Genomic DNA, 19,978 nt, shown 5'->3' with positions numbered 1-19,978 from the left:
GAGAACTCACACCCATCATTCCGCGCATCGCTGCGCTCATAATGAGGTGTATTCTCTTGTTCAAAACGTGACCGTCAAAGTCTATTCCAGAGGTCCAAATCTCTTCAGACCCCGCAAGCTTCGCCGCCCACGTTTCTCTTTCTTCTCATATTCAATTGTCAAAAAACAGACCGCTCAAGCAGTCACAAAATCAAATCCCCAAAGCATTAACCCCGGGAAAACAACAAGCATTCAGCTCATCAACTTGATTTCTTTAGAACGAAAGTCGTCGTCGCCAGCAGCGCCGCCGCCCTCGTTCAGTGAGCGGACTTATAAATCCATCACCTCAAACAAGTCAACACACCCACCGTCAAAAAACTGACATTTTTATCAAGCCATTGATATCAATACATAGTTTTAAAAAATACCGCCAAATGAGCGGAGAACACCTCCTTTATCTGGCGGCTGGCCCTGTACAGGGAAACATGCAATAGGAACGGACAGGATTTTAAGCCAGAGCGGGGCGTCCGGCGCCCCTTGTAAAGTCAAGAATTGGAGAACCCGTGCGCATTCTCGATGAAGCCGTCATTCCCGAGCTGCCCAATTATTACCGTGGCAAGGTACGGGAAAACTACGATCTGCCCGACGGCAACCGCATCATCATATCCACCGACCGCCTCAGCGCCTTCGACCGCATCCTTACCTGCATTCCTTATAAGGGGCAGGTCTTGACCCAGACAGCGCGCTACTGGTTCGAACAGACGAAGGACATCTGCCCCAACCATGTGGTCAGCTACCCCGATCCCAATGTCGTCATCGGCAAGAGGCTTGAAATATTGCCGGTCGAAGTCGTGGTCCGCGGTTATCTGGCCGGCACCACCGGCACGTCGATCCTGACCCTTTACAAGAAGGGCGAGCGACAGATGTACGGCATGAGCCTGCCGGACGGGATGAAAGACAACCAGATTCTGCCCGAGCCGGTCATTACGCCGACAAGCAAGGCCTTCGATGGCGGCCATGACGAACCGCTGACGCCGGCGGAGATCGTGGAGAAGAAGCTCCTGACGCAGGAGCAATGGAACACCCTGTCCCGTTACGCGCTGGCACTCTTCAGGCGCGGACAGGAAATTGCCGCAAAGCAGGGCCTTATCCTCGTCGACACGAAATATGAATTCGGGACGGACGAAAACGGTACGATCATCCTGGCCGACGAAATCCACACTCCGGACAGCAGCCGCTACTGGATGGCGGACAGCTACGAGGAAAGCTTCCGCAACGGCACACGGCCGGCGAGCTTCGACAAGGATTTTGTGAGAGCCTGGGTTGCCGAACGCTGCGACCCCTACAAGGACGATGTTCCCGAAATTCCGCAGGACCTCGTGCTGCAAACCTCGAAGGTCTATATTGATGCCTACGAACGCATCACCGGAGAGCGCTTCGTTCCCGACGATAGCGGCGAGACGCCGCTGGCAAGAGTACGCCGGAATCTGGAGCCGTTCTTCCCCGGAGTCTGACCGTGAGCAAAACGATCGAACAGGCGAGAAAAGGCGACAGGAAGAACGACCGTCCTGTCAGACGCCGGCCTCGCCGTTCCGCCGAGGAAACGCGGCGGGACATTCTTGCCAAGGCTGAAGAGCTTTTTCGCGAGCGCGGCTTCAATGCCGTGGCAATCGCCGATATCGCCGCCGCGCTCGGCATGTCGCCCGCCAATGTCTTCAAGAATTTCAGCTCGAAGAACGCCCTTGTCGACGCCATTGCCTTCGAGCAGATCGGCGCATTCGAGCGGGACATCCGGCCGCTGGACAAAAACCACGCGCCGCTTTCGAGGTTACGCCACCTCGCCCGCACCCTGATGGAGCAGCACCACCAGGACCTCAACGACAATCCCTATATCTTCGAAATGATCCTGATGACGGCCAAGCAGGACATGAAGTGCGGCGACTATTATAAGGCCGTCATTGCCAGCCTGCTGGCCGACATCATCAGCGACGGTATCGATGCCGGAATCTATGCGCCCGCCGACATTCCGCCACTTGCGGAAACCGTGCTCCATGCTTTGACAAGCGTCATTCACCCGGTGCTCATCGCACGGGAAGACATCGGCAATTTGGCAACACGTTGCGATCAACTGGTCGATTTAATCGATGCGGGATTGCGCAATCCGCTTGCTAAGTGACGATTCCCAATTTACGTCACCTTCTCGCAACTGCTTGCGAAGCGCCAAAGCCTGCGCTTCTATGCGCATGGCGGTCCGGAAGGAATGAACGAAGAAGGCCCCCAAAGGCCTTTGTGTCGTCTCATCTGTTCTCCCGGACGCGCATCCGCCGAGCGACATTGCGCTTATAGTTGAATGCGACCGATACGCAGGGAAGAACAATGAGCCGACGTATTTTACCCCTATTTGCTTCTCTGTGCGTGACCGCAATTCTGGCGGGATGCAGCGATGGCGGCGAGAGCGGCCAGGCCGCCGCGCCGGGAGGCGAACGTCCGCCGTCACCGGTCAGCATCATCCTGATGAAGAACAGCGAATATCCTCTGACCACCGTTCTTCCCGGTCGTGCCAGCGCGTTCCAGACAGCGGAAATCCGCCCCCGCGTCACCGGCATCATCCGCGAAATTCCCTTCAAGGAAGGCAGCGAGGTCAAGCAGGGCGATATTCTCTACCAGATCGAGGACAATACCTATCTGGCCGAGGTAGCGCAGGCGAAGGCAAACGTGGCCAAGGCCGAAGCCAGCATCCCGAGCGCCCAGGCGAACCTTGCCCGCTACGAGCGGCTGGTCAACAGCGGCGCAACGCAGATCGAATATGAAAACGCCAAGGTGACGCTGCTGCAGGCCGAAGCCGATGTGGCCCAGACCAAGGCGGCGCTGGAAACGGCTGAAATCAACCTCGACCTTACCAAGGTTCGCGCGCCTTTCGACGGCATCACCAGCGCAACCGCCTTTAGCATCGGCAACGTGGTAACGGCAAACCAGACGACGGCATTGACGACGCTGCGCCGTATCGACCCGATCTACATCGATCTGATGGAGTCCAGCACCAATCTTCTGCGTCTGAAAAAGGCGATCTCGTCGGGCCAGCTCGGCGGCGATACCAAGGAGACCGGTATTCACCTGACGCTGGAAGACGGCACCGAATACAAGCATGACGGCAAGATCGACATGTCGGACATGGCGGTGAGCGAAACCACCGGCACCTTCTCCATCCGTGCCCTGTTCGACAATCCGGACGATCTGCTGCTGCCCGGCACCTATGTCCGCGCCACACTGACCATCGGCAAGGAAAAGGGTTTCCGCATTCCGCAGCGCGCGGCGAGCCGTAACGCCAATGGCGAACTGACCGCGAAATTCGTGACCGCGGAAAACAAGGTGGAAACACGCACCTTCCCGTCCAGCCAGCAGTCGGGCAACGCCTGGCTGGTGACGGAAAACGTCAAGGATGGCGACAAGCTCATCGTCGACGGCTTCCAGTGGATCGCCGATGGCGCGACAGTCGCGCCCGTTGAAGTGACCATCGACGATCGCGGTATCGTCGTTCTGCCGCAGCAAGCTCCGCCTGCCGCCGCCCCCTCGAAATAAGCATGAGCACGAAACCCTCGGTCGAAGCTCGTAAAAGGTAAGGCAGGACTGCCATGGCCCATTTCTTCATCCGGCGCCCCGTTTTTGCATGGGTTATCGCCATCGTCATCATGCTGGGCGGCGCATTGGCGATCGCGACGCTCTCCATCTCGCAATATCCCGATATTGCGCCGACGACGGTGCGTGTCAGCGCAACCTATAACGGCGCCAGCGCCGAAACCGTGGAAAAATCGGTGACGACCATCATCGAGGACGGCATGACCGGTCTCGACGACCTCACCTACATGACGTCGTCATCCTCGACCGGCAGCGCCGAAGTGACACTGACCTTCGGCAACAGCATCATGCCTGACATCGCGCAGGTTCAGGTGCAGAACAAGCTGCAGCTCGTCCAGTCGCAATTGCCCGATACCGTGCAGCAGCAGGGTATCCAGGTCAGCCGCTCCACATCGAGCATCCTGATGGTTGGCGCGTTGATCTCGACCGACGGCAAGCGCAATTCCGCCGATCTCGGCGACGTCTTCTCCTCGCGTGTCGAAGACCAGATCAAGCGCCTCGAAGGCGTGGGCAGCATCAACGTCTTCGGTTCCGAATATGCGATGCGCATCTGGCTGGATCCGTTCAAACTGAACAAATACCAGCTGACCACGGCCGACGTCACCAGCGCCATCGAAAGCCAGAACACCCAGGTTTCGGTCGGTTCGCTCGGCGCCGTTCCCGCAGTCAAGGGCCAGCAGCTCAACGTCACAGTGACGGCGCAGAGCCAGCTCACCACTGTCGCCGATTTCGAATCGGTCATCCTGAAGGTTGAAAAGGACGGCGCGACTGTCCGTCTCAGCGACGTGGCCCGCATCGAGATCGGCCAGGAAACCTATGGCGGCGATTCGCGCTCCAACGGTCGTCCTTCCGCCGGTTTCGCAGTCAACCTCGCCACGGGTGCAAACGCCCTCGATACGGCAGCGCGCGTGAAAGCTGCGCTGGCCAACGTCGAAGGCTCGCTGCCGGAAGGCGTCGCGATCGAATATCCCTATGACACGACGCCTTTCGTGAAGCTGTCGATCGAGAAAGTGGTGCATACGCTGATTGAGGCGATCATCCTCGTCTTCGTCGTGCTTCTGGTGTTCCTGCAGAATCTCAGGGCCACTTTCATTCCCATGATCGCGGTTCCCGTCGTGCTTCTCGGCACCTTCGGCATCCTTGCGCTGACGGGATATTCAATCAACACGCTCACCATGTTCGCGATGGTTCTCGCCATCGGTCTGCTCGTCGACGACGCCATCGTGGTTGTCGAAAACGTCGAACGAATCATGTCGGAAGAGGGTCTGTCTCCGGTCGAGGCGACCGAAAAATCGATGGGCGAAATCACCGGTGCGATCATCGGTATCGCGCTCGTGCTCACCGCCGTGTTCATTCCGATGGCCTTCTTCGGTGGGTCGACGGGCATCATCTATCGGCAGTTCTCGGTCACCATCGTTTCGGCCATGCTGCTTTCGGCAGTGGTCGCCATCGTTCTGACGCCGGCGCTCTGCGCCACGATGCTGAAGCCGATCGACCACCACAAGAAGCAGCGCGGACCGGGCGCGTGGTTCAACCGCGGCTTTGGCAAGACGACGGATGGTTATGTCTCCTCCATCGGTTATCTGCTGAAACGGCCTCTGCGCGTGATGATTATTTTCGCGATCGTCATCGGCGGCTGCGCCTGGTTCTTCAGCAAGCTGCCCAGCTCGTTCCTGCCGCAGGAAGACCAGGGCGTGCTGCTGACGATCATCCAGACGCCGACCGGTTCGAATATCGAACGGACCAACGAGGTGGTGAAGCAGGTCGAAAGCTACTTCCGCGAAAAGGAAGCCGCCAATGTCGAATCGGTTTTCGGCGTGCTTGGTTTCAGCTTCAGCGGCTCCGGTCAGAACAACGCCATCGTCTTCACCAAGCTCAAGGATTTCTCCGAACGAACCGCACCCGATCAGCACGCTGGCGCCATCGTGCAGCGTGCGATGGGCACCTTCTTCGGTTTCCGCGATGCGCAGGTCTTCCCGCTTCTGCCGCCGGCCATTCAGGGCATGGGCACATCGAGCGGTTTCTCGATGTATCTCGTGGATAGCGGCCGTAACGGCACCGACGCCCTGACCGCTTCGTCCAAGGAACTGATCGCGCTTGCCACCGGCAATCCGAAGATCAGTTCACTTCGAAGCGACAGCCAGGACAATGAAACGCAGATGAAGATCATTCTCGATCAGGAAAAGATGGGAGCCATGGGCGTCGATCTCTCCTCCGTGAACCTCATGCTGTCGACGATCTTTGCCGGCCGGGATGTCAACGACTTCACTCTGAATGGCGAGCTGAAGCCGGTTTATGTCCAGGGTGATGCCCCCTATCGCATGCAGCCTGATGATCTGAAGTTCTGGTATGCCCGCAACACCAACGGCGAGATGGTGCCTTTCTCCTCCTTCAGCGAGGTGAAATGGATCAACGCTCCGCCGTCTCTTGCCCGTTTCAACGGCACGGGTGCGATCTCGCTGGAAGGCACCGCCGGTGCGGGCGTCGCTTCCGGTGAAGCCATGGACGAGATGGAACGCCTGACGGCAAGCCTGCCGGGTGGCTACACCGTGGCGTGGCAGGGCATTTCCTATCAGGAGCGTCTCTCCGGATCACAGGCGCCGATGCTCTATGCGTTGTCGGTACTGATCGTCTTCCTGTGCCTTGCCGCTCTCTATGAAAGCTGGTCGATCCCCTTCTCGGTCATTCTGGCCGTTCCGGTGGGTGTCCTTGGCGCTTTGACTGCGGCCCACTTCTTCGGCCAGACGAACGACGTCTACTTCAAGGTGGGCCTGCTGACGACCATCGGCCTTGCCGCGAAAAACGCGATCCTGATCGTCGAATTCGCCAAGGAGAGGCAGGAGCATGGGTTAAGTCTCGTGGAAGCAGCACTGGAGGCAGCGAAGCTGCGACTGCGCCCGATCATCATGACGTCGCTCGCCTTCATCCTGGGTGTCGTGCCTCTCGCAATCGCAACCGGAGCGGGCTCTGCCGCGCAAAATGCAATCGGTATCGGGGTGCTGGGTGGTATGCTTTCTGCAACACTGCTCGGAATTTTCTTCGTTCCGTCCTTTTTCGTCATCATTCGTCGCCTTTCAAGGCGTTAACAAAACAAAAATGGGCTGTGCCAACCGTTAATACGCTGCTAGAAATGTCGCCGATTTGGCAAATGCACGTTTCTACGGCATATCGACCGCGCAGCCCATTTGTCAGCAAGCCGCGCTCGGTAAGCCAACCTAAGAATTGGGAAAATTATATGCTGTCTATTCGCGCTACTCTTCCCCTGACAATGCTGCTGCTCTCAGGCTGTGTTGTTGGACCTGACCACAAGACGCCCGAAGTTCAATTGCCGGGAAAGTTTGCGGAAGCCGGAAAAACCAGTAATGGCGACATCAGCAGCGTTGCATGGTGGACAGCCTTCAATGACAGCCGCCTGAACGGTTACGTTTCGACCGGCCTGAAGCAGAACCTGACGGTGATGCAGGCGATCGAACGCATCAACCAGGCGGAAGCCCAGGTGATCTCGGCCGGCGCCGGTGGTCTGCCGAGCCTGACGGCCAATGGCAGCCACACGACCAGTGAGACCAAGGGCAGCTACCGTGACGTTCCCGTCACCAACGTGTCTTCGGGCAGCCTCAGCGTTTCCTGGTTGCTCGACCTCTTCGGTCGCTATCGCCGGGCAACGGAAAGCGCCAATGCATCGCTCGATGCCGCTTACTCCACCGTTGACGTTCAGCGCCTGACGCTGATTTCGTCGGTCGCCGCAGCCTATATCGACGTGCGCTATTATCAGGAGCGCCTGGCGATTGCCCGCCAGAACCTGGCGTCCCGTCGCGAAACGCTGGATCTGACCAAGCTGCAGCTGGAAGCCGGTGCGGCTTCGCGCCTCGATGTCGTCCAGTCCGAAGGTCTGGTCAATTCGACGCTGTCCGATATTCCGGGCCTTGAAACCAACTTCCGCAAGGCGGCCCATCGCATCGCCACCCTGCTCGGCCTGCCCGCCTCGTCGCTGATTTCCGAACTGCAGAAAGGCGCACGCCAGCCCGTTGCACGCAGCGTTCCGCGCACCGGTATTCCGGCCGACCTCATTCGCAACCGTCCGGACATCCGCGTTGCAGAACGCAATCTCGCCGCCGCGGTCGCCTCGATCGGCGTTGCCGAAGCCCAGCTTTATCCGAGCATCGAACTCGGTGGTTCCATCACCCCGAGCTACAACTTCCTGAGCGGTGGCGGCAGGGGAACGGCCAACAGCTGGTCCTTCGGTCCGAGCCTCGTTCTTCCGATCCTCGATGGCGGCAGCATCCGCGCCAATATCGACCTCGCCAATTCCCAGGCACGCGAAGAATATCTCGTCTGGAAGCAGACGGTGCTGACCGCCGTGGAAGAAGTCGAAAACGCTCTGGCCGCCGTCACTCGCGATCAGCGCACGGCCGATGCATTGCGCAAGACCGTGGCTTCCTATCAGGAAGCGCTGCAGCTTTCGACGGCCAGCTACCGCGATGGCGCCTCCTCGCTGCTCGACGTTCTCGATGCGCAGCGTCAGGTTTCCACCGCGCAGGCAAGCCTCGCACAGGCTGTACAGCAGACCGCGCAGGACTATGTATCGCTGAACGTGGCGCTCGGCGGCGGTTACGCCGTTGGCCAGACCACGGCTCCGAAGAAGGCCGGTCCGACCCGGACTGCCGCCAAGGGCATGTAAGCCCAGCCAGCAAGACAAATAAAAGCCCGCGTCTCGACGCGGGCTTTTCTGTTGGTCCAGATACAAAAAAGCACCGGTCACCCGGTGCTTTTCTTTAACCCAGCCGTCAGGCTCAGTTCTTGGCGCGCTCGACGTAGGAATTGTCTTCCGTGGCGATGACCACGCGGATGCCGGCATCGATATGCGGCGGCACCATGGTGCGGATGCCGTTGGAGAGAATTGCCGGCTTGTAAGAAGAAGAAGCCGTCTGGCCCTTCACGACCGGTTCCGTTTCCGTGATTTCCAGCGTGACGTGGCGCGGCAGTTCAACTGCCAGCGGATTGCCTTCGTGGATGGAAAGAACGCAGGTCATGCCTTCCTGAAGATAGGCCTTCTGGTCACCCATCGTCTCGACATCGACAACGACCTGGTCATAGTTTTCCGGGTTCATGAAGTGGAAGCCTTCGCCGTCTTCATAAAGGAACTGGAAGTTCAGGTCTTCAACGAAAGCGCGCTCGACCTGTTCGGTGGTGCGCCAGCGCTCGGAGACCTTCACGCCATCAACGATGCGGCGCATGTCCACCTGCGTGACCGGCGTGCCCTTGCCGGGGTGAAAGTTCTGCGCGGTGAGAACGACGTAAAGCTTGCCGTCCACGTCGAGAACATTGCCCTTGCGGACGGATGAGGCGATAACCTTGACCATATGACTTCCTTGTAACTCGATGAAATGCGTCGTAAAGGACTGCGCGGCAGCACCGGCCCCGGCAGACGTTTTGTCTTTTTTCTGGGGCGCAACTACCTTAAATCCGCGCGAATTGCCAGCCTTCTACAGCAATTCGCGGAAGAGTGCCTAGCGGTTTTCCGCCCGGAATTGCTTTAAATGACGCGATCAGGCGTTTTGCGGGCTATTTATCCGCAATGGGACGCCGCAGAGAAGACGGAAAAGAAGAGAAGATGCGCGCAAGCAGAGAGACAATGTCGCCATGGTGGACGCCCGATGTCCACGCCGACCGCCGCGCTTTTCTCATTGGCCGCAACGCGATCCAGTCGGCATTCCGCGGCTATTTCGCCCGTGCCGATTTTCTCGAGGTCGATACCGCCACCCTGCAGATTTCACCCGGCAATGAGGCGCATCTGCACGCCTTTGCCACGGAGGGTCTGACGCCGGGCGGCGATGCCGTACCGCTCTATCTCCATACCTCGCCGGAATTCGCCTGCAAGAAACTGCTCACCGCAGGTGAAAAACGCATTTCCTGTTTCGCCCATGTTTACAGGAACCGGGAAAGAGGCCCATTGCACCACCCGGAATTCACCATGCTGGAATGGTATCGGGCCGGCGAAACCTATGAGAGCCTGATGAAGGACAGCGCCAATCTTCTGGCGCTGGCGGCCGAAACCACCGGGACCAAACATTTCACCTATCGTGGCCGCAGCGTCGATCCCTTCCTTGAGCCGGAACGCCTGAGCGTCGCCGAAGCCTTCGAGCGTTATGCGGGAATTGACCTTTTGGCCACCATCGGCCGAAACGGCGAAACCGACAGCCGACATCTTGCCGCAAGCCTCACCCATGCCGGCATCCGCGTGGCCGGGGACGACACCTGGGCGGACATGTTCAGCCGTGTCATCGTCGAGCGGGTGGAACCGGAACTGGGTTTCGGTCGCGCGACGATCCTTGATGAATACCCCACCAGTGAAGCAGCCCTTGCCCGCAAGTCACCGAAGGACGCACGGGTGGCGGAACGTTTCGAGCTTTATGCCTGCGGCGTGGAACTTGCCAATGCCTTCGGCGAATTGACCGACGCTGCCGAGCAGAGGCGGCGTTTCGAAATGGAAATGGCCGAGAAGCAGCGGGTCTACGGTGAGACCTATCCGCTGGATGAGGATTTTCTCGCAGCACTGGCGATCATGCCACCGGCAAGCGGCATAGCGCTCGGTTTCGACCGGCTGGTGATGCTGGCCACCGGGGCACCCCGCATCGATCTCGTCATGTGGGCACCCGTTGCGGACTATGGGCGATGACAAGGCCTGAAACCATCAAGACACCCGAAGCGCTTGTCGAAGCGGGGCTGATCGAGGCCGGAGCGCTGGAAGGCCTGCGCCCGGTGACGCAGCGCTATGCGCTGGCGATCACGCCGGCCATTGCCGATCTGATGGACAATCGCGATCCGCACGATCCCATTGCCCGACAATTCGTGCCGGACCCGGCCGAACTCATCCATCTTCCCGAGGAGCGCGACGATCCGATTGGCGACGATGCCCACAGCCCCGTGCACGGCATTGTTCACCGTTATCCCGACCGCGTCCTTCTGAAGGCGGTGCATGTCTGCCCCGTCTATTGCCGTTTCTGTTTTCGCCGCGAAATGGTCGGGCCTCAGGGCAACGGCATGATGAGCCCGGAGGAACTGGACGCCGCATTCGACTATATCAAGGCCAACCCGGCGATCTGGGAGGTCATCCTCACCGGCGGTGACCCGCTGGTACTTTCCCCGCGGCGCCTGTCCGACCTGATGACACGCCTGAAAGACATATCCCATGTAAAGATCGTCCGTTTCCATACCCGCGTGCCGGTGGTCGACCCCGAACGTATCGACACGGCGCTGATCGATGCGCTGAAGGCGAGCGCCAAGACCACCTATGTCGCCCTGCACGCGAATCACGCACGGGAACTCGGTGAGGCGGCAAGGCGTGCTGCGGCACGTTTGATCGATGCGGGCATAGCCATGGTCAGCCAGACGGTGCTTCTGAAAGGCATCAATGACGATCCGGCAACGCTTGCCGAATTGATGCGCGCCTTTGTCGAGGCTCGTATCAAGCCTTATTATCTGCATCATCCCGATCTCGCGCCCGGCACCAGCCATTTCCGGCTGACGATCGAAGAGGGGCAACGAATCGTTTCCGCCTTGCGCGGACATGTCTCCGGCCTGTGCCAGCCCACCTATGTCCTCGACATTCCGGGCGGCCACGGCAAGGCGGCTATTGGCAGAAATGCGGCCAAAAAGACAATCGATGGCTGTTATTCCGTTTCCGATTTCAACGGAAACGATCACATCTACCCCCCGGCGGCATCTGGCGACGATTAAAAAAAGCATAAAAAGCCCGCGACGCCGGGCTTTTCGAAGCGGCAGGGCAAGAAAACAAAAATTTCACAATTCCGCCCCTCTCCTGTCATCATAAAGAAAAATATTCTACCTATAACAATCAGCATTGATTTTAGTGCTGGTCTGGATTATCAGTGTGGAACTGGAGAGCGAGTCTCCTGATTCCGGATCAACACCAATACAGGGAGTGTGTCATGTCAAAACATATCAACATCAACGCAATCCTTGGTCTTGAATCCTGGAATGCTGGATTTAAATCCACGTGTTCCCGCTGCTGTCGAATGTGACTTAACGGTCTCAATTTCCTGAAAATCAGTTCGACAACATGCTGTGTGAAGTAGCCACAGCGGGAGTATATCTATGCAGAAGCAAGTTATTGAATTCGCTGGCGAACCCGTCGGCATCGTCATCCCGGACAACGACCGGTTGAAGTTCATCGCGGTGAAGTTCCACGTTCATGACCTGGACGAACAGAAGTTCGACAGCGCCGACGACGTGCGGATCGCCATTCGCGATCTCGTGCGCAACCGGAACCTGGCCGCGGCCTGATGCGGGAAAATTATCGCCCGCTCATGGAACCGTCAAAACCAAAGCGCGCCAAATATCGGACCCCAAATTGCGGGCCGATGGCGCGCTTTTATTTTGCATGACAATTCGTCTTTCGCCGTGGCTCACCCCATTCACGGTGTATCGGAACACTCTGATCCGATGCGTTGAAAAGCCCGGCAAAGCTCTCCCCCGAAAAATATACACCCTGGTCAATTGAAGTGCCCTATATCGCCGCAAGAGCCGATCAGCGCCTTCACGGCGATGATATCGGTGGATCAAGGCTTGTCCGCGTCAGAACGCGGTAAAGGTCAGCGTCGTCAGCGAACGAACGATTCCCGGAATATTGACGATGTTCTGGTTGATGAACTTGCCGATATCTTCTTCTGGCGGCAGGTAAATTTTCAACAGCAGATCATACTCTCCGCTGGTGGAGTAAAGCTCGGAAACCAGCTCCGTTTTATAGATGGCATCGGCGACATCATAGGTCTTGCCGGGCTCGCATTGAAGCTGAACAAAAATGGGCTTCACGGACATCTCCCGTATTGGAACTTTCGGTGCGTGGCTTCTGCTGCCACACGTCATGGCACACTATTGGCTGACCAGCGCCGGTCTTGCAAGACCGCCCGCCGGTTTACGCCGAAAACTCAACCGTCCCGTCACCCGCTCCAGATGCGGCCTCGGCCACGACCCAGCGCCGGAAACTCTCGAGCGGCGCATAACCGGCGCGATCCGGCATGCAGGCAAGATAATAAGCCTCCTCGCTCTCCACCTCTCCCGCAACCGCCGCCACGAGTCGGCCGCTTCGCAACTCCTCCTCGATCATGAAGGACGGAATGAGCGACGCACCGACGCCTGCGCTCGCCGCCTCCGCAATCGTCGTAAATTGATCGAAGAGCATGCCATGCACATTGTCGAAACGCACTTCATGGCTGCGAAACCATTGTTCCCAGGCATCCGGTCGGGTTGTCATGTGCAAGAGCGGCACACGCAGCAGATCGCCCGGCCCTGAAAGTCCATGGCGCTCCTTGAAGGCCGGGCTGCACACCGGAATGACCTTTTCATGCATCAGGAAAACCAGTTCGGTGCCCGGCCAGTGCGGCAGTCCGAAATGGATTGCCGCATCGACGGTGTCGGTCCGGAAATCGAACAGCGACGACCGCGTCAGGAGATTGACCGAAACGCCCGGATGCCGGGCGAGGAAATCGGGAAGGCGCGGCACGAGCCAGCGTGTGCCGAAGCTGGGCAGAACACCGAGATTGAGCGTCCCGCCATCCGGGTTGGCGCGCAGATTGAGCGAAGCCGTCGATATGCGCCGCAGGGCCTCGCGAATTTCCCGCGCATAACCCTCCCCAGCCCTTGTCAGCCGGATGGTCTGCCGCTCGCGGAGAAACAGCGCCACGCCGAGCTGCTCCTCAAGCGCCAGTATTTGCCGGCTGACCGCACCCTGCGTGAGGCCAAGTTCCCTCGCCGCAGCCGTAACGCTACCCGCGCGCGAAGCGGCCTCGAAGGCTGCCAGCAACGAAAGCGATGGCAAAAAGCGACGCGGCGGCAGAACCATATTCCCTCACGGAATGAACTCTTGACGATATGTCGATATTCAACAGGTGGAGCCGCTTGTAAAGTCTCATAAACAAGGGCTTGTCACTCATACGGAAATCAAATGAACTGGCCCGAAACATGGTGGAACGATGTATAATGACCCCCGCTCGCACGGCCTCTGGGAAAAGACCGCCCCGCAGCCACCCGTAACGCCTGCGCTGCAAGGTGCTGCAACTGCCGATGTCGTGATTGTCGGCGGTGGCTTCACCGGACAATCCGCCGCCCTCCATCTTGCGGAAAAGGGCGTGGACGTCGTTCTTCTCGAGGCCAGGGAAATCGGCTTCGGCGGCTCAGGCCGTAATGTCGGCCTCATCAATGGCGGCATGTGGGTCATGCCGAAAGAGCTGCCGGGTGTGCTGGGCGAGGTTTATGGCGAACGCCTTCTCGACCTGCTGGGCAATGCCCCGCTTCTCGTGCGCGAACTGGTGGAAAAACACGCAATCCCCTGCGAGATCGAGAAAAACGGTACGCTGCATTGCGCCGTTGGCGAGAAGGGGCTTACCGAAATCCGTGAACGCTGCGAACAATGGGCCGCGAGAGGCGCACCCGTCCGTGTTCTCGATGCCGGGGAAACAGCCAGGCGGACCGGCAGCACTGCCTATTCCGGTTCGCTTCTGGATACACGCGCCGGCACGATCCAGCCACTTGCCTATGTTCGCGGCCTGGCTGCCGCCGCACAAAAGGCAGGTGCACGAATGCATACCGCAAGCCCCGTGGTGGCAACCGAGCGCAGCGGCGGGAAATGGGTGGTGAAGACACCGGAGGGATCGGTAACCGCCAGCTGGATCGTTGTGGCCACCGAAGCCTACAGCACCGGCCCATGGCAGATCGTTCGCGATGAACAGGTCTACCTGCCCTATTTCAACTTCGCCACAAAACCGCTCGGCGACAACCTGCAAAAAAGCATCCTGCCCGGCCGCGAAGGCTGCTGGGACACGAAGGAAATCCTCTCATCCTTCCGCATGGACAAGACCGGCCGGCTGGTCTTTGGCAGTGTGGGTGCTCTACGCGGCACCGGCGCCGCCATCCACCGGGCCTGGGCGAAGCGCTCGCTGAAACGGCTTTTCCCGCAGCTCGGCGATACGGAATTCGAATGTGAATGGTATGGCCAGATCGGCATGACCGACAATGCCGTGCCGCGCTTCCACAAATTCGCTGAAAATGTCGTCGGCTTTTCAGGCTATAACGGTCGCGGCATCGCGCCGGGCACAACCTTTGGCAAGGTAATCGCGCAGCATATTCTGGGTGAGGTCACCGAAAACGATTTGCCTCTGCCGCTGACCGAGCCGAAAGCGCAGACTTTCCGTGCGGTGAAGGAAGCCTATTACGAGGCAGGCGCGCAGATCGCCCATTTTGCCGGCGAACGTTTCTGATCGGATTGCGGGCACAGGCCAATGGGTTGGGTATTGTTATGCCTGCGATGTTGCGGGCATGCCCAAACATGACGAATGAAAGATCCTCGAACTCTTTTCACCAGGCACATTAGCCAAAGCTGCGGCCTTTTCCCTATCCCATCGATATATCCTTGAAAATATAATGATTGCCCTATAGGCCTATCGATATATTCATTGGAATATCTCGAAACGGGGGTAACAGACCATGAGACTTTTGCGTCGCAGCTTCTTCAAGACCATTGCCGCCGCCACATCCTTCTGGGTGGCGGCCTCGTTTGTGGCCGTGCCGGCTCATGCCGCCGAAAAGGTTACTATCTTCGCCGCCGCGAGCATGAAAAACGCGCTCGACGCCATCAATGCCGAATGGGCGAAGGATAGCGGCAACGAAGCGACCGTTTCTTATGCCGCGAGCTCCGCGCTCGCCAAGCAGATCGAGCAGGGCGCACCGGCGGATATCTTCATTTCCGCCGACCTTGCATGGATGGACTATGTCGCCGAAAAGAAGCTGATCGACGCTGACAGCCGCTCCAATCTTCTCGGTAACCGCATCGTTCTCGTCGCTCCCGCAGACAAGGCAAAGCCGGTCGATATCAAGCAGGGCTTCGATCTTGCTGCTCTGGTGGGCGATGGCCGTCTGGCCATGGGCGCGGTGGATTCCGTTCCCGCCGGCAAATACGGCAAGGCCGCTCTGGAAAAGCTCGGCGCCTGGTCTTCGGTTGAAAAGAAAGTCGCCGGCGCGGAAAGCGTGCGTGCCGCCCTGCTGCTCGTCTCGCGCGGCGAAGCGCCCTATGGCATCGTTTACCAGACCGACGCAGCCGCCGATCCGGGTGTGAAGATCGTCGGCACCTTCCCGGAAGACAGCCACCCGCCGATCATCTACCCGGTCGCCATTCTTTCGGAAGCAAAGTCCCCGGCAGCAAAGGCCTATCTGGACTTCCTGAAGTCGGCCAAGGCAACGCCCTTCTTCGAAAAGCAAGGCTTTACCGTTTTGAAATAAGCTTGTCTCAGGCCCACCTCCCGGTGGGCCATGAAACTTGACGATTGCAGGATATGGCATTGCATTGGTGGACACTCAGCCCTGAAGAATGGACGGCGATCAGGCTCAGCCTCTGGGTGTCCTCCATCGCCATGCTTGCCAGCCTGCCCTTCGGCATTGCGGTGGCCGTGGCACTGGCGCGCGGCCGCTTCTGGGGCAAATCGCTGCTGAACGGCATCGTCCACCTGCCGCTCATTCTGCCGCCCGTCGTCACCGGCTTTCTGTTGCTTGTTCTCTTCGGCCGCAGGGGCGCGATCGGGCAATTTCTCGATACTTATTTCGGCATCGTCTTTTCCTTCCGCTGGACCGGGGCGGCGCTCGCCTGCGCCGTCATGGCCTTTCCGCTGATGGTGCGCTCCATCCGCCTTTCCATCGAGGCAGTGGACCGCAAGCTGGAAGAGGCAGCGGGAACGCTCGGGGCAAGCCCGTTCTGGGTGTTCCTCACCGTCACGCTCCCCCTGACACTCCCCGGCATCATCGCCGGCATGATCCTCGCTTTTGCCAAGGCCATGGGCGAATTCGGCGCGACCATTACCTTCGTTTCAAACATTCCGGGCGAGACCCAGACGCTTTCCGCCGCCATCTACACCTTCACGCAGGTGCCCGGCGGCGATGCCGGTGCATTGCGGCTGACCATCGTTTCCGTCGTGATTTCCATGCTCGCCTTGCTCGTCTCGGAGTTTCTGGCCCGTATCATTGGCAAACGGGTGAGCATGGAATGACGCTTTCGGTCTCAACTCACCACCGCCTCGGCTCCTTCGAACTCGACGCGTCATTTGCCTCCGAAGGCGGCGTGACCGCACTCTTCGGGCGCTCCGGCTCCGGCAAGACATCGATGATCCGTATCATTGCCGGTCTGTTGCGGCCGAATAACGGACAGATCATTCTTGATGGCCAAGTCTTGGCCGATAGTGAAAAGCGATTGTTTCTGCCAGCGCATAAACGCCGCTTCGGTTACGTCTTTCAGGAGGCGCGGCTTTTCCCGCATCTCAGCGTGATACAGAACCTTCATTACGGCAGGTGGTTCACCGCAGACAAAACGAAGGTCGCGCATGAAGACCGTATCGTCGACATGCTCGGCATCGGCCATCTCTTGCAGCGCCGTCCGAACAAACTGTCCGGCGGCGAAAAACAACGCGTTGCTATCGGCCGCGCCTTGCTTTCTTCCCCCAGACTGTTGCTGATGGACGAACCGCTCGCCTCGCTGGATGAACAGCGCAAGGCCGAGATCATTCCCTACCTCGAACGGCTGCGCGACGAGACGAAAATTCCGATCGTCTATGTCAGCCATTCCATCCAGGAAGTCGCCCGCCTTGCCGACCGCATCGTGGTGATGAAAGACGGTAAGGTGGAGGCGCAGGGAAATGCGGCCGATGTGCTGGGGAGACCCGATTTCAGCAGCCATCTGGAGCGGCGGGAAGCGGGCAGCATCCTGTCAGGACACATCGAAAGCTTCGATACACGGCACGGGCTTGCCGCCGTAAGGCTCAGCACAGCGCTGCTTCAGGTTCCGGCAAAAATGGGAGCACCCGGCAACCCTGCACGGGTGCTGATACCGGCTCGCGATGTCATGCTGGCTTTGGTGAAACCCGAAGGCCTCAGCGCGCTCAACATTCTCGAAGGCTATGTCGCAGATATCTCGGTCAGCGAGGATGGCATGGTGACGGTTCAGGTGGATTGCGGCGGCGATATCATCCAGTCGCGCATCACCGACCTGTCACGTGAACGCCTGCAACTGGAGCCCGGGAAGCCGGTGCATGCCATCATAAAATCGGCGGCTCTCGATCCCTATTGACGGCATCATCGGGATTGCGGTTGGTCTCCAGCCAGTCGATATCCTGACGCAAGACCTCGTTCATCCGCTTTTCCATGCCGCGATAGCGCTCCAGCACCTCGGCCCCAAAAGCGGTCAACGCCGCCCCGCCGCCCTGCTTGCCGCCGCGCTGGGATTCGATCACCGGCTGCGTGAACATATGATTCAGCGCATCGACCAGCAGCCATGCACGGCGATAGGACATATCCATGGCCCGCCCGGCGGCCGAAATGGACCCTGTCTCGACAATCAGCTCCATCAACTCGATCTTGCCGTGGCCCAGACGCTCCCCGGGCGAAAAATCAATGCGGAGAACGGGTTTCAGTGGTGCTCTCGTTTCGTTCATCGCTCAACGGTCCTGCCCATGAAGATCGCGATAGGCCTTTTGTGCGCCCGCCACCGGCAGCGCCGTCGCCGCATGGACACCGCGCGCCACCGCCCGCGCCATCACGATTGTGGCGAGATAGCAGAGTTCGGCGAAATGAACGCCGCCTTCAAGCGGTTTGTCGCCGGTCGCCGCCGCGAACATGGTGTCGCCGTCGCTCGGCAAATGGGCGGGCAGAATCGCACGCGCCAGCCCGTCATGCGCCATGATGGAGAGGCGATGCGCCTGCGCCTTTGTAAGTGTCGCATCGGTCACGACAGCGCCGATGGTCGTCGCAGTGAGATTGACCCCCTTGAGCCGCAGCGCGGTATGGTCCGGTTCGAAACGTTCCGGAAAACCGCAATCGCCGAATTCGCCCTGCATTTCAAAAGGTGCGGACCAGAAATGGCGGCTTGTGCCAACAGTCGCGGAACCCAGCGCATTGACCGCGACGATGGCCGCCACCTTATAGCCGCCGGAACTGATGGCGCTGGCCGAACCAAGGCCACCCTTGAAGGTGGCGGTCGTCGCGCCCGTTCCTGCGCCCACCGTTCCGAGTTCGAAAGTCTCGCGACCTGCCGCCTTGAAGGCCGCATATCCCATCTCACGATAAGGCGAATGCAACCCCCACTCCTTGTCGCCGCCATTCAGCAAATCCATCAGGATGGCTTGAGGTACGATGGGCACGCGGGTGGAACCTACCTGCAACCCACGGCCGATCTCGCGCAACCCGGCCTGAACACCGCCCGCCGCATCCAGCCCGAAGGCCGAACCGCCGGAAAGCACCAGTGCATCCACGGTTTCCACCGTCATCGCGGGGTCGAGCAGGCCGGTGTCACGCCCGCCGGGCGCACCGCCGAGAACCGAGCCGGAGGCGATGGCGGGTTTTTCGAAAACAATCGCCGTGACGCCGGAGCCGAGGGAGAGATCGGTGACATTGCCGACCGAAACGCCGTCGATATCCGTGAGAAGATTGTTGCGCGTCGCCATGCCGTTCCCCTTTTCTCCCGGTATCCCGCCGCCGCAGGGCACTGTCAACGCAAAAAGGTGACATGCCCCGCCTCTGGCAAAAGCCGCGATCAGGAGAAAACTGCCCTCCCGATAACAGGTGTCGAGGGAACGGCCATATCCCGTGGTTCCAGCGGCCCGGACAGAAATGCCCGGTGGCCAGCCTCTATCGCGCGGGCAAAAGCCTCCGCCATACCGACCGGTTCACGTGCCCCGGCAACCGCCGTATTGAGCAAAACAGCGTCATAGCCGAGCTCCATCACCGTCACCGCATGTGACGGCCGGCCGATGCCGGCATCGACGATCAGCGGCACATCGGGAAACCGCGCCCGCATCGATTTCAGTGCCGTCAGGTTAAGCGGCCCCATGGCGCTGCCGATCGGCGCGCACCAGGGCATCAGCACCCTGCAGCCGGCCTCCAGCAGCTTTTCGCCCACGACAAGATCATCAGTCGTATAGGGAAAGACCTCAAAACCCTCGTCGCAGAGGATTTTTGCCGCCTCCACCAGCGCAAAGACATCCGGCTGCAAGGTATCGTGATGACCGATGACTTCGAGCTTGATCCAGTTGGTGCGAAACACCTCACGCGCCATCTTCGCCGTCAACACCGCTTCCTTCACGGTGTGGCAACCGGCGGTATTGGGCAGGATATGACGGTCCAGTTCGCGGATCAGCTCGAAAAACTGACCGCCTTGCTTGCCGCCCGCCATTTCCCGACGCAGCGAAATCGTCAGAATATCCGCATTGCTGGCCCGCACCGCATCGGCAAGCACGGCGGGAGACGGATAACGCGCCGTACCGAGCAGAAGACGGGACGAGACCTCGCGGCCATAAAGCGTCAGCAT

At 59.3% G+C, this 19,978-nt stretch carries 19 protein-coding genes; 13 read left to right on the top strand and 6 right to left on the bottom strand.

Annotated features, from left to right (window positions below; translation table 11 throughout):
* The 6 genes from N434_RS25965 to N434_RS06880 all read left to right on the top strand — a co-directional run.
* Window positions 1–361 (top strand): hypothetical protein (locus N434_RS25965; protein ID WP_210206042.1); only part of this gene is annotated, 361 nt, incomplete at its 5' end.
* A gap of 181 nt (window positions 362–542) precedes the next feature.
* Window positions 543–1,493, top strand: a complete 951-nt coding sequence (locus N434_RS06900) for a phosphoribosylaminoimidazolesuccinocarboxamide synthase (protein WP_110756818.1) — start codon at window positions 543–545, stop codon at window positions 1,491–1,493.
* Window positions 1,494–1,495: 2 nt separating this feature from the next.
* Window positions 1,496–2,155: a TetR/AcrR family transcriptional regulator gene (locus N434_RS06895; protein ID WP_065114195.1), complete on the top strand. Its 660-nt coding sequence runs from the start codon at window positions 1,496–1,498 to the stop codon at window positions 2,153–2,155.
* 200 nt (window positions 2,156–2,355) lie between these two features.
* Window positions 2,356–3,558, top strand: a complete 1,203-nt coding sequence (locus tag N434_RS06890; protein ID WP_065114196.1) for an efflux RND transporter periplasmic adaptor subunit — start codon at window positions 2,356–2,358, stop codon at window positions 3,556–3,558.
* Between the two features lie 53 nt (window positions 3,559–3,611).
* Window positions 3,612–6,701, top strand: a complete 3,090-nt coding sequence (locus N434_RS06885; RefSeq protein ID WP_065114197.1) for an efflux RND transporter permease subunit — start codon at window positions 3,612–3,614, stop codon at window positions 6,699–6,701.
* Between the two features lie 149 nt (window positions 6,702–6,850).
* The gene (locus tag N434_RS06880; protein ID WP_065114198.1) at window positions 6,851–8,293 is read left to right on the top strand and encodes an efflux transporter outer membrane subunit; all 1,443 of its coding nucleotides are present in this window, start codon (window positions 6,851–6,853) and stop codon (window positions 8,291–8,293) included.
* 112 nt (window positions 8,294–8,405) lie between these two features.
* On the opposite strand, the gene efp is transcribed toward N434_RS06880, so the two are convergent.
* Window positions 8,406–8,975 carry an elongation factor P gene (gene efp, locus N434_RS06875; protein WP_065114199.1) on the bottom strand — a complete coding sequence of 190 codons (570 nt, stop codon included), beginning with the start codon at window positions 8,973–8,975 and terminating at the stop codon, window positions 8,406–8,408.
* 251 nt (window positions 8,976–9,226) lie between these two features.
* Between efp and epmA the strand changes: the two genes are divergently transcribed.
* The 3 genes from epmA to N434_RS06860 all read left to right on the top strand — a co-directional run bounded on the left by epmA (window position 9,227) and on the right by N434_RS06860 (window position 11,919).
* Complete coding sequence (gene epmA / locus N434_RS06870) at window positions 9,227–10,291, top strand: EF-P lysine aminoacylase EpmA (protein WP_110756884.1); 1,065 nt, start codon at window positions 9,227–9,229, stop codon at window positions 10,289–10,291.
* Complete coding sequence (locus N434_RS06865) at window positions 10,288–11,352, top strand: lysine-2,3-aminomutase-like protein (protein ID WP_110756816.1); 1,065 nt, start codon at window positions 10,288–10,290, stop codon at window positions 11,350–11,352. The genes epmA and N434_RS06865 overlap by 4 nt, the downstream gene beginning before the upstream one ends.
* A 378-nt stretch (window positions 11,353–11,730) precedes the next feature.
* Window positions 11,731–11,919, top strand: a complete 189-nt coding sequence (locus N434_RS06860) for a hypothetical protein (protein WP_045019798.1) — start codon at window positions 11,731–11,733, stop codon at window positions 11,917–11,919.
* 291 nt (window positions 11,920–12,210) lie between these two features.
* On the opposite strand, the gene N434_RS06855 is transcribed toward N434_RS06860, so the two are convergent.
* Window positions 12,211–12,447 carry an Lrp/AsnC ligand binding domain-containing protein gene (locus N434_RS06855; protein ID WP_065116059.1) on the bottom strand — a complete coding sequence of 79 codons (237 nt, stop codon included), beginning with the start codon at window positions 12,445–12,447 and terminating at the stop codon, window positions 12,211–12,213.
* Between the two features lie 103 nt (window positions 12,448–12,550).
* The gene (locus tag N434_RS06850; protein WP_110756815.1) at window positions 12,551–13,477 is read right to left on the bottom strand and encodes a LysR family transcriptional regulator; all 927 of its coding nucleotides are present in this window, start codon (window positions 13,475–13,477) and stop codon (window positions 12,551–12,553) included.
* A 130-nt stretch (window positions 13,478–13,607) separates the two neighbouring features.
* On the opposite strand from N434_RS06850, the gene N434_RS06845 reads away from it, so the two are divergent.
* The 4 genes from N434_RS06845 to modC all read left to right on the top strand — a co-directional run bounded on the left by N434_RS06845 (window position 13,608) and on the right by modC (window position 17,743).
* Window positions 13,608–14,891, top strand: coding sequence for an NAD(P)/FAD-dependent oxidoreductase (locus tag N434_RS06845; protein WP_110756812.1), 1,284 nt, complete (start codon window positions 13,608–13,610; stop codon window positions 14,889–14,891).
* A gap of 226 nt (window positions 14,892–15,117) precedes the next feature.
* Window positions 15,118–15,909 (top strand): molybdate ABC transporter substrate-binding protein, encoded by a 792-nt coding sequence (modA, locus tag N434_RS06840; RefSeq protein WP_110756810.1) that lies wholly within the window; start codon window positions 15,118–15,120, stop codon window positions 15,907–15,909.
* Window positions 15,910–15,962: 53 nt separating this feature from the next.
* Complete coding sequence (modB, locus tag N434_RS06835) at window positions 15,963–16,670, top strand: molybdate ABC transporter permease subunit (RefSeq protein WP_065116060.1); 708 nt, start codon at window positions 15,963–15,965, stop codon at window positions 16,668–16,670.
* Complete coding sequence (gene modC / locus N434_RS06830) at window positions 16,667–17,743, top strand: molybdenum ABC transporter ATP-binding protein (RefSeq protein WP_110756808.1); 1,077 nt, start codon at window positions 16,667–16,669, stop codon at window positions 17,741–17,743. Before modB ends, modC begins: the two co-directional genes overlap by 4 nt.
* Here the strand turns inward: modC and N434_RS06825 are convergent.
* The 3 genes from N434_RS06825 to N434_RS06815 form a co-directional block, all read right to left on the bottom strand.
* Window positions 17,712–18,107: a winged helix-turn-helix domain-containing protein gene (locus N434_RS06825; protein WP_110756806.1), complete on the bottom strand. Its 396-nt coding sequence runs from the start codon at window positions 18,105–18,107 to the stop codon at window positions 17,712–17,714. The two genes, modC and N434_RS06825, sit on opposite strands and share 32 nt — an antisense overlap.
* A 3-nt stretch (window positions 18,108–18,110) precedes the next feature.
* Window positions 18,111–19,115, bottom strand: a complete 1,005-nt coding sequence (locus N434_RS06820; protein WP_110756882.1) for a P1 family peptidase — start codon at window positions 19,113–19,115, stop codon at window positions 18,111–18,113.
* Window positions 19,116–19,204: 89 nt separating this feature from the next.
* A complete protein-coding gene (locus N434_RS06815; protein ID WP_110756804.1) occupies window positions 19,205–19,978 on the bottom strand; it encodes a thiazole synthase in 774 nt (257 codons plus the stop codon).

The sequence above is a fragment of the Rhizobium sp. UGM030330-04 genome (genome assembly GCF_003208455.1).
GTDB lineage: Bacteria > Pseudomonadota > Alphaproteobacteria > Rhizobiales > Rhizobiaceae > Agrobacterium > Agrobacterium rhizogenes_A.
The sequence above is the reverse complement of the archived record's forward strand: the minus strand, read 5'-3'. Positions and strand labels throughout refer to the sequence as shown.

What these genes read in the sequence shown, in the direction of transcription:
- epmA (WP_110756884.1), top strand. Translation starts at nt 9,227, where the DNA reads ATGCGCGCAAGCAGAGAGACAATGTCGCCATGGTGGACGCCCGATGTC.
- N434_RS06850 (WP_110756815.1), bottom strand. Translation starts at nt 13,477, where the DNA reads ATGGTTCTGCCGCCGCGTCGCTTTTTGCCATCGCTTTCGTTGCTGGCA.
- modC (WP_110756808.1), top strand. Translation starts at nt 16,667, where the DNA reads ATGACGCTTTCGGTCTCAACTCACCACCGCCTCGGCTCCTTCGAACTC.
- N434_RS06865 (WP_110756816.1), top strand. Translation starts at nt 10,288, where the DNA reads ATGACAAGGCCTGAAACCATCAAGACACCCGAAGCGCTTGTCGAAGCG.
- N434_RS06845 (WP_110756812.1), top strand. Translation starts at nt 13,608, where the DNA reads ATGTATAATGACCCCCGCTCGCACGGCCTCTGGGAAAAGACCGCCCCG.
- N434_RS06880 (WP_065114198.1), top strand. Translation starts at nt 6,851, where the DNA reads ATGCTGTCTATTCGCGCTACTCTTCCCCTGACAATGCTGCTGCTCTCA.
- efp (WP_065114199.1), bottom strand. Translation starts at nt 8,975, where the DNA reads ATGGTCAAGGTTATCGCCTCATCCGTCCGCAAGGGCAATGTTCTCGAC.
- N434_RS06860 (WP_045019798.1), top strand. Translation starts at nt 11,731, where the DNA reads ATGCAGAAGCAAGTTATTGAATTCGCTGGCGAACCCGTCGGCATCGTC.
- N434_RS06890 (WP_065114196.1), top strand. Translation starts at nt 2,356, where the DNA reads ATGAGCCGACGTATTTTACCCCTATTTGCTTCTCTGTGCGTGACCGCA.
- modB (WP_065116060.1), top strand. Translation starts at nt 15,963, where the DNA reads ATGGCATTGCATTGGTGGACACTCAGCCCTGAAGAATGGACGGCGATC.
- N434_RS06815 (WP_110756804.1), bottom strand. Translation starts at nt 19,978, where the DNA reads ATGCTGACGCTTTATGGCCGCGAGGTCTCGTCCCGTCTTCTGCTCGGT.
- N434_RS06825 (WP_110756806.1), bottom strand. Translation starts at nt 18,107, where the DNA reads ATGAACGAAACGAGAGCACCACTGAAACCCGTTCTCCGCATTGATTTT.
- N434_RS06820 (WP_110756882.1), bottom strand. Translation starts at nt 19,115, where the DNA reads ATGGCGACGCGCAACAATCTTCTCACGGATATCGACGGCGTTTCGGTC.
- modA (WP_110756810.1), top strand. Translation starts at nt 15,118, where the DNA reads ATGAGACTTTTGCGTCGCAGCTTCTTCAAGACCATTGCCGCCGCCACA.
- N434_RS06885 (WP_065114197.1), top strand. Translation starts at nt 3,612, where the DNA reads ATGGCCCATTTCTTCATCCGGCGCCCCGTTTTTGCATGGGTTATCGCC.